Below are 6406 nucleotides of genomic sequence, written 5' to 3'. Positions count from 1 at the left end.
ACTTCGTTTCACCCGTGCCAGCAATCAAAGCCTCAACGGCAGCGATAATAGGATCACCGGCGGCAACACTGAAACCGACGCCGTGCGGCTGGTTCAAAATGTCGAGCTTGTCGAAACCGAAGACATCCCACACGGCCGGAACTTCGCCCAGCTCCTGACGGGGCGTTGAACTCAAAAAGACGCCGAGATCCTGACGATACCAGACGACATTATCCGAAGAAAGAAGCATGAACGGCCGCAAACGTTGCGAGCCCCACAGCAACTGTCGGCTAATCCGCAACCGACACGAACCGTGGAGCGTCTGCAACGTGTTGCGACTGACGCTCGAATTGTTGGCGATCAGATCGGTTGAAATGTCTTCGATCAGGTTCTCGTCAGAATCAAGCAGCTCAAGGCCTGCGTCAACAAACAGACGTGACGACCCGATCAGCTCTTCGCGCTGGCTTGGCGTCAAGGACAGGAACGACAGAACTGTCACAGCCATCAGACCACCTCGGAGGCTGTGATGTTCTCGACAGTTAAAGCGACGTTCATAACACGGCCAGGATGTAGACGTTGCTCTTCGCCCGAAAGGTTGAAGAACACGCCTGACGTGTTGCGGCCACGCTGGTCACGAAACAGGATCGGGACATTCAGCAGCAACAACAACGAGTCATATTCGGCGCGATCGAGACGGGCGAAACTCAACGTGACAACTTCGGCGACGCCAGGTGTCGAGATGATCCGGCGGACACCGCCCGCGTAAACCCTGACCGACGCCTGCCCCGAGTGCGTGAACATCTCTGACGATTGCGGCAAAAGTAGAACGTCGGTCGGGTCAGACAGCGGCGATATAGCCGTCTCGGTCAGCGTTAAGATGGTCATGCCGCCCGCCTCTCCTGCTGCAACGTGCGCGCGTACTCTTTCGCCATCATCCGGGCGATCAACGTCCAATCAGGCTCAGAGCCAGACTTCACTCCGGCCGCAGACGTGACACGCTCACCGGCCTGCAACATCGTCAGCTGGTCGGTGCCAGGTAGGCCAGGCACGACGCCGCCCGTGTGGAGGCGTGGAAGGTTAGGGGTACTGAATGTTTGACCGCCGAACGTGTACGGTCCACGACCGTCAAGCGGTATGTCAAAGCTGAACGACGGCAGCGTGAAACTAATCCCGTTCCACTTGTCAATGATCCAGTTGATGGCCGTAACGAACGCGCTGGTCAGTCCATCAAATGCGCCCTTGACAGCCTCCGTGATCCGACCTGGTAGCGATGCGACGAAACCAACGACAGCGTCAATGCCTGCCGACACGTAGCCACGAATGTTATTCCAGACCGTCGACCAGTAGAGGGTCAACCAGTCAAGAACCAACTTGACAGCCGCCTTCACAGCATTCAGCGCAAGGCTCGTTGCGGCCTTAATGTAATCCCACGCGCCCGAAAGAATCTGTTTGATCGCCGTCCACGCTGCGGACCAGTCGCCAGTAATGACGGCTGTGAACAGCTTAAGCGCGCCCTCAATGATCTTAAGCGCCGCCTCAACGACCTTTTTGATTCCTTTCCATGCGCCGCGGGCATACTCGGTGAGCGTCTTGCCGAACGTGTCCCACAGGAACGTCGCGACCGCGACCCATGCGATGATGATGCCACCAACGATGGCAAGGCCGAGCGTGAACACCTGTTTTGCGATGGACCACAATAACTTGAACCAAGCGACGACGGCCTCCACGTAGGCGACAACGACCGGGAGAACGTTGGCGACCAGCCAACCAAAGACTTCGCCAATCGTTTCTTTGATACCAGGCCACACCTCACGGAACCATGCAACAACCGTGGTGAACGCTTCGACGATCCCAGCGGCAACCTCCTTAATGGCGGGCCATGCGACATCGACAAGGAACCGTACGACGGCGTCAACGGCGTTACGGAACGGCTCAATGTTCTGGTATGCCCAGACAAGAGCCCCGGCGACAGCAGCGATGGCGAGAACGAACAGGATGAACGGGGCGGCGGCGACGAGGGCAGAATAAGCGGCTGAGACCAAAGGTGCCACAAGGTAAAGAAATATTGCAGCGCCAACCACAACGAGCGCCGCGATAACCGAATCCTTATTGTCGCGAATCCAATCGAAGACCTTCGAGATCGCAGCCTGAGCTTTCGGCCAGTTGTCAACGAAGAACTTGATGACAGTGTCGGCCGTTTTCTTGACTGGGCCCCACAACCGATTGAACGCGGCCTGCAAAGCCTGCACGGCCATCGGAAGATGAATCGCAACCCACTTCGTGAGCCGTTGCAGAATCGGGCCGAGCTTGTCCATTGCGGTGCCGATAGCGTTGAAAACCTTTGTCGCCAACGGCTGCAAGCCAACAAGAACACGATTCTTGATGAGGGTCCACTTCTCACCGAACGACTCGGTGTCTTTCGCTGCACCATTAATCGTGTCAGTACCGGCAGTGATCGCGGCGAGCATCCCGTCAATCTCAAACTTGCCGCCCGCGATGGCGTCCGCAAGGTCGGGGCCGGCGCGCTGACCGAACAGCTCAATAGCCATACGGGTCGCATCCGTGCCCGGACCCATCGCCTCGATCTCTGAGACGATCCGGGAGAACGTCGCCGGCACATCTTCGCCCGCCTTCGCGAGCTTGCCGACACCAGCCTTCAAACCAGCAAACACCGTTTCGGTATTGACGCCCGTCTTGTTGAACTGCGCCAAAAGCGCCAGTGACTCGTCGAAACCGAAACCGAGGTTGCGGAGCGGTGCACCGAACTGGACAACAGAACTCGACAGATCACCGAGGCCGATACCGGACGCCTGAGCAGCCCGATACACCTTGTCAAGCGACGTAGCCTGATCGTCAGTAGCAATCCCCCAGTCACCAAACACTCGGGTCACGTTGTCGACGTTGGTCTCCAAGTCCGTACCAGTGATGCGAGACAGGTTGATGAGCTGACCGGCCAGCGCTTCGAGCGGTGCGCCCGTCAAACCAAGACGGGTATTCAAGTCCGCAATAGCGGTTCCGGCGTCACCAAACGACGCTGGCACAGTACTCAGGACATTCTTAAACGAATCCTCAAGCCCAGCGAGCATGTCGCCGGTAGCACCGGTGCCGACACGGATCTTGTCGAACTCCTTATCGAAGCTCTGCCCGATCTTAGCAAGCCCGACAGCAGCACCGATGCCGACAGCAGCGAAGCCGAGCACGGCAGCCTTACCGAACTTACCAATCTTCGACGCCGACGAATCAAGCGACTGGGCGAGCCCTTTATTGTCGCCCAGGATCTTGACATTTATGACGGACTTGGCTGCCACGGTCGCCCCACTTTCGTCGTAACTCGGATTACTTGCGGGACTGCTGCTTAGAACGCCAGTTCAGGTACTCGGCTGCGACCGTGAACAGGTCGCCGTCATCCATCAGATGGTCGTAGGGGATTCCGGCGCCTGACTCGATGGCGACGGCAACGATGTTCCAGAGGACCGACTCACGGCCAAAGGGTCGTCACCTTCGCCGTCGTCGTCAACAACGGCGGTGACGCCATCGACGTCGTCCAGCCAGTTGTCGAACTTGGAGACGACACCGGCCGAATGCCAGGCCAGCCAATAAAGCTGTTCCATACCGATCTCGTTGCTCAGCTGCGTCTTGAAGTGCCGCTCATAGGCGACCTGTGTACGCGGCCGGACTGGCACCAGTTGCTCGGTGCCGTCCGTCTTGGTGATGTTGAGTTGCAGTTTCATGGTTTCCCCCAATGTTGGAACCTCAGTCGAGGTTGTTTTTCTTGATTAGCTTTTTTACGTTGTCCTCGTAGACGCCGATGACTTCGCCGCGTCGCTGGTCGAGCGCGTCGTAAAGGAACGGCTGCGGCGAGATGTTCCGCTTCGGCCAGCCAAAGTGGATCGGGCCCGCGTAAGGGACTTTTGCGAAGCCAGCACGAACAACGCCGCCCGATGCGATGCCGGACGAACGGACCGAAGCCGCAAGGCGTCCAGTACGGCGAGGAACCAGCGGTACGGCTGCGTCCTCCACGATCTTCGCGGCCTTCGCGTGAATCTCTTTCAGGTCGCTCGTGCCGCCTTCGATCTGGCGGAGGGCACGCTTCAACTGGCGCGCGCCCTCCACCTCGATCGATGGCTTGGTCACGACACCGTGAAGACGGGTTCACCCTCGGAAACGAGATCCAGGGTGAACGTCTGACGCTGACCGGTTTCGGCGCCCATCATGAACGGGATCGCCGGAATGCGAGCGTTGAACGTGCAATGCGGGTTACCGGCTCCCACGACAGCATTCGTCGGGGCGATGACGACCTCAACCACCGTGTCACGCAAAGCCGCAATAACGGTGTGCGACAGACCGACGCCGTAAGCGAGCTCCACGTCGATCGAGCAGGTCCATTCCTTCTCCACGAAGTTCAGGTCGTCTCCAGGAACGACGCTGACGGTCTTTGACATCGCTTTGATGTCGGTCCCGTCGATTGAGATTTTCGGGGTAATGATCCTGTATCCGGCCATGTCAGGCCTCCTTCTCTGTGGTCGGGCCTGAGGCCTTCGGGGTTGGTGTTGCGACTGGTGGGGTGGCCTTGCGGAGTGCGATGTAACGGTCGCCGTATGGCAACAGAGCAGCCAGCGCGTCGCCGGTCACCTCGTCGCCTGCGGAAAACGATTGGCCGCACCACTGAAGGTCGGCCTGCGCCTCATAAACGGGTGACTTGCTCATTGGTGTGCCTTTCATACGGTCGAGTGCCTGGTGTAAGAAATGCGGCAACCGAGGAACGTGGAACCGTCAGTAGACGAGAAGATGACCGGGGCATCGATGCTGGAAACGACCACTTCGTCGGTGCCGACGTCGATCGGTGCGGCGTCGATGAGGATCGTGGTTTGAGCGTCAAGCCATGCCTGAGATGTCAACATGTCGACGGTGCTCGCAAGGATGAAGGCGTCAAGGCCGATCGTGTGACCGTCGAGACGTTCACCGATCTCTTTCCACGTCTCGGACGGTGCGACGAAAGCCATCTTTGCCGCCATGCTCGGCGGGCGATACGGGAGCGCATACTCGACGTCGCACGCTGCGCCGATCGCGTTGGCGATATGTTCAGCCGGCGTCGTCATGCAAAGCCCGGCTTCGAGTACGTGCCGATCAGTTTCATATATTGCGGGTCGGTGGTGCGGATGCCTTGCGCCCCAAGATCACCGAACGACTGGACGCCGAACAGTGCCGACGTTGCACGCTGCGCCAACTGTGCAGCAAGCAGCGAACACGCCTGATTGATCGGTGACGGCACGGCAGCGAAACCCCAAGACCCGACGATCTCAATGCGACGGCGACGACGGCCACCGTGCGGAAACTCTCGGTCAAGTAGGCGGAGCGTGTCATACGGCCAACCGTCTGCAATCTGGTGGTAGGCGTCAAGTTCATATTCGCTGGCTGTAATCGTTGTCTCAAACGTGCCGTCGTCGTCGTCATCAACTTTTAACGTCGTGACACTGATGAGGTCGGGCACCTCGAGGCTGTAGCCACCAGCACCGAATATCTTGGTTGCTGTTACGGGCGAGAACGTCCGGCCAGTGTCGTTGTCAATCGCGACGGTTGCCGCTTCGATCGAGTCAGTAACACGGCCGAGGAGCGCCGCGCCGACTGTTGCCTCACCCATCCGTTCGATGACTTCGGTTGCAGTGCAATACGCCATGACGCTCCCCTTCCGTTACTTGCGGGCCGTGGCGGGCTTTGTGGGCTTGCGTGGCGGGTGCACAGCGGAGCGGGTCGGCTCGGCCGTGCGTGTCTCTGGACGTGGCGTCGGTGCCTCATCGTTACGTGTTGCCATACCGAGAGACACGAGGCCTTCGGCTTCGGCGGCGGACAGGTCGATCGAGTCGCCAGGCTTCGGCCAGTGCTGCCCGTTGCGGGTGCCGCTGATCTGGCGGGTCATTGTTACTTTCGGCATTGCGCCTCCTTGATGTTCGGTGTGACGGGCCTTGCGAACGGGGCGCGACCGAAGATGGCCGCGCCCCGTTCAATCAGGTCAGGAAGCTGCGCCTGCGACGTACGCCTTGATGGCGCCCGTCGTGTCAGCCTGCACGCCGCCACCACGCACGAGGCAACGGAACGTCGTCATGTCGGTGTTGAATGCAAAGTCGGTAGACGACTCGAAACGAACCTCATTCACCTGACGGGCGAAGTAAGTCGAGAAGTCACCGAACAGGACCGTCTTTGCACCGGCGGCAGCAGCCGCCATGCTGACATCGACGTAGACCGGCTTGCCGAGCAGAACGTCCGGTGCGCCAGCAACAAGGCCGGGCTGCCAGATGTACTGATTGTCGCCGTCCTTGATCTTACGGATAGCAGCAACATTACTGTCAGCCAGCAGCCAGCCACACGACGCCGAATTGCGATACGGCGAAATGACGCTGTGGTACAGGTCAATCAGGTTGTCGCTCGT

Annotated in this window: 11 protein-coding genes; all 11 read right to left on the bottom strand. The window is 59.1% G+C overall.

Translation table 11 applies throughout. The features are described from left to right. Positions 1-484, bottom strand: a 484-nt coding sequence (locus ACH2EI_RS09870) for a hypothetical protein (RefSeq protein ID WP_395159864.1), incomplete at its 3' end; no start/stop codon positions are given. Then, positions 484-864, bottom strand: a complete 381-nt coding sequence (locus tag ACH2EI_RS09865) for a hypothetical protein (protein WP_395159862.1) — start codon at positions 862-864, stop codon at positions 484-486. The genes ACH2EI_RS09870 and ACH2EI_RS09865, both read right to left, overlap by 1 nt. Next, the gene (locus ACH2EI_RS09860; protein ID WP_395159860.1) at positions 861-3287 is read right to left on the bottom strand and encodes a phage tail tape measure protein; all 2427 of its coding nucleotides are present in this window, start codon (positions 3285-3287) and stop codon (positions 861-863) included. The genes ACH2EI_RS09865 and ACH2EI_RS09860 overlap by 4 nt, the downstream gene beginning before the upstream one ends. A 102-nt stretch (positions 3288-3389) precedes the next feature. Next, positions 3390-3710: a hypothetical protein gene (locus ACH2EI_RS09855; protein ID WP_395153722.1), complete on the bottom strand. Its 321-nt coding sequence runs from the start codon at positions 3708-3710 to the stop codon at positions 3390-3392. A gap of 22 nt (positions 3711-3732) precedes the next feature. Continuing rightward, positions 3733-4113: an HK97 gp10 family phage protein gene (locus ACH2EI_RS09850; RefSeq protein ID WP_395153723.1), complete on the bottom strand. Its 381-nt coding sequence runs from the start codon at positions 4111-4113 to the stop codon at positions 3733-3735. Further along, on the bottom strand, positions 4110-4481 hold the full coding sequence (locus tag ACH2EI_RS09845; RefSeq protein WP_395153724.1) for a hypothetical protein: 372 nt from the start codon (positions 4479-4481) through the stop codon (positions 4110-4112). The genes ACH2EI_RS09850 and ACH2EI_RS09845 overlap by 4 nt, the downstream gene beginning before the upstream one ends. A gap of 1 nt (position 4482) precedes the next feature. Next, on the bottom strand, positions 4483-4686 hold the full coding sequence (locus ACH2EI_RS09840) for a hypothetical protein (RefSeq protein ID WP_395153725.1): 204 nt from the start codon (positions 4684-4686) through the stop codon (positions 4483-4485). Positions 4687-4697: 11 nt separating this feature from the next. Next, positions 4698-5078 carry a hypothetical protein gene (locus ACH2EI_RS09835; RefSeq protein ID WP_395153726.1) on the bottom strand — a complete coding sequence of 127 codons (381 nt, stop codon included), beginning with the start codon at positions 5076-5078 and terminating at the stop codon, positions 4698-4700. Continuing rightward, entirely contained in the window at positions 5075-5656 is a 582-nt protein-coding gene (locus ACH2EI_RS09830; RefSeq protein WP_395153727.1) for a hypothetical protein, read from the bottom strand. The genes ACH2EI_RS09835 and ACH2EI_RS09830 overlap by 4 nt, the downstream gene beginning before the upstream one ends. Positions 5657-5671: 15 nt before the next feature. Continuing rightward, positions 5672-5911: a hypothetical protein gene (locus tag ACH2EI_RS09825; RefSeq protein ID WP_395153728.1), complete on the bottom strand. Its 240-nt coding sequence runs from the start codon at positions 5909-5911 to the stop codon at positions 5672-5674. Positions 5912-5989: 78 nt separating this feature from the next. Continuing rightward, on the bottom strand, positions 5990-6406 hold a 417-nt coding region (locus ACH2EI_RS09820; protein WP_395159858.1), incomplete at its 5' end, for a phage major capsid protein.

The organism is Ilumatobacter sp., assembly GCF_041688325.1.
Taxonomy (GTDB): domain Bacteria; phylum Actinomycetota; class Acidimicrobiia; order Acidimicrobiales; family Ilumatobacteraceae; genus Ilumatobacter_A.
Note: the sequence above shows the minus strand (reverse complement) of the source record. Positions and strands in the feature narration are given on the sequence as shown.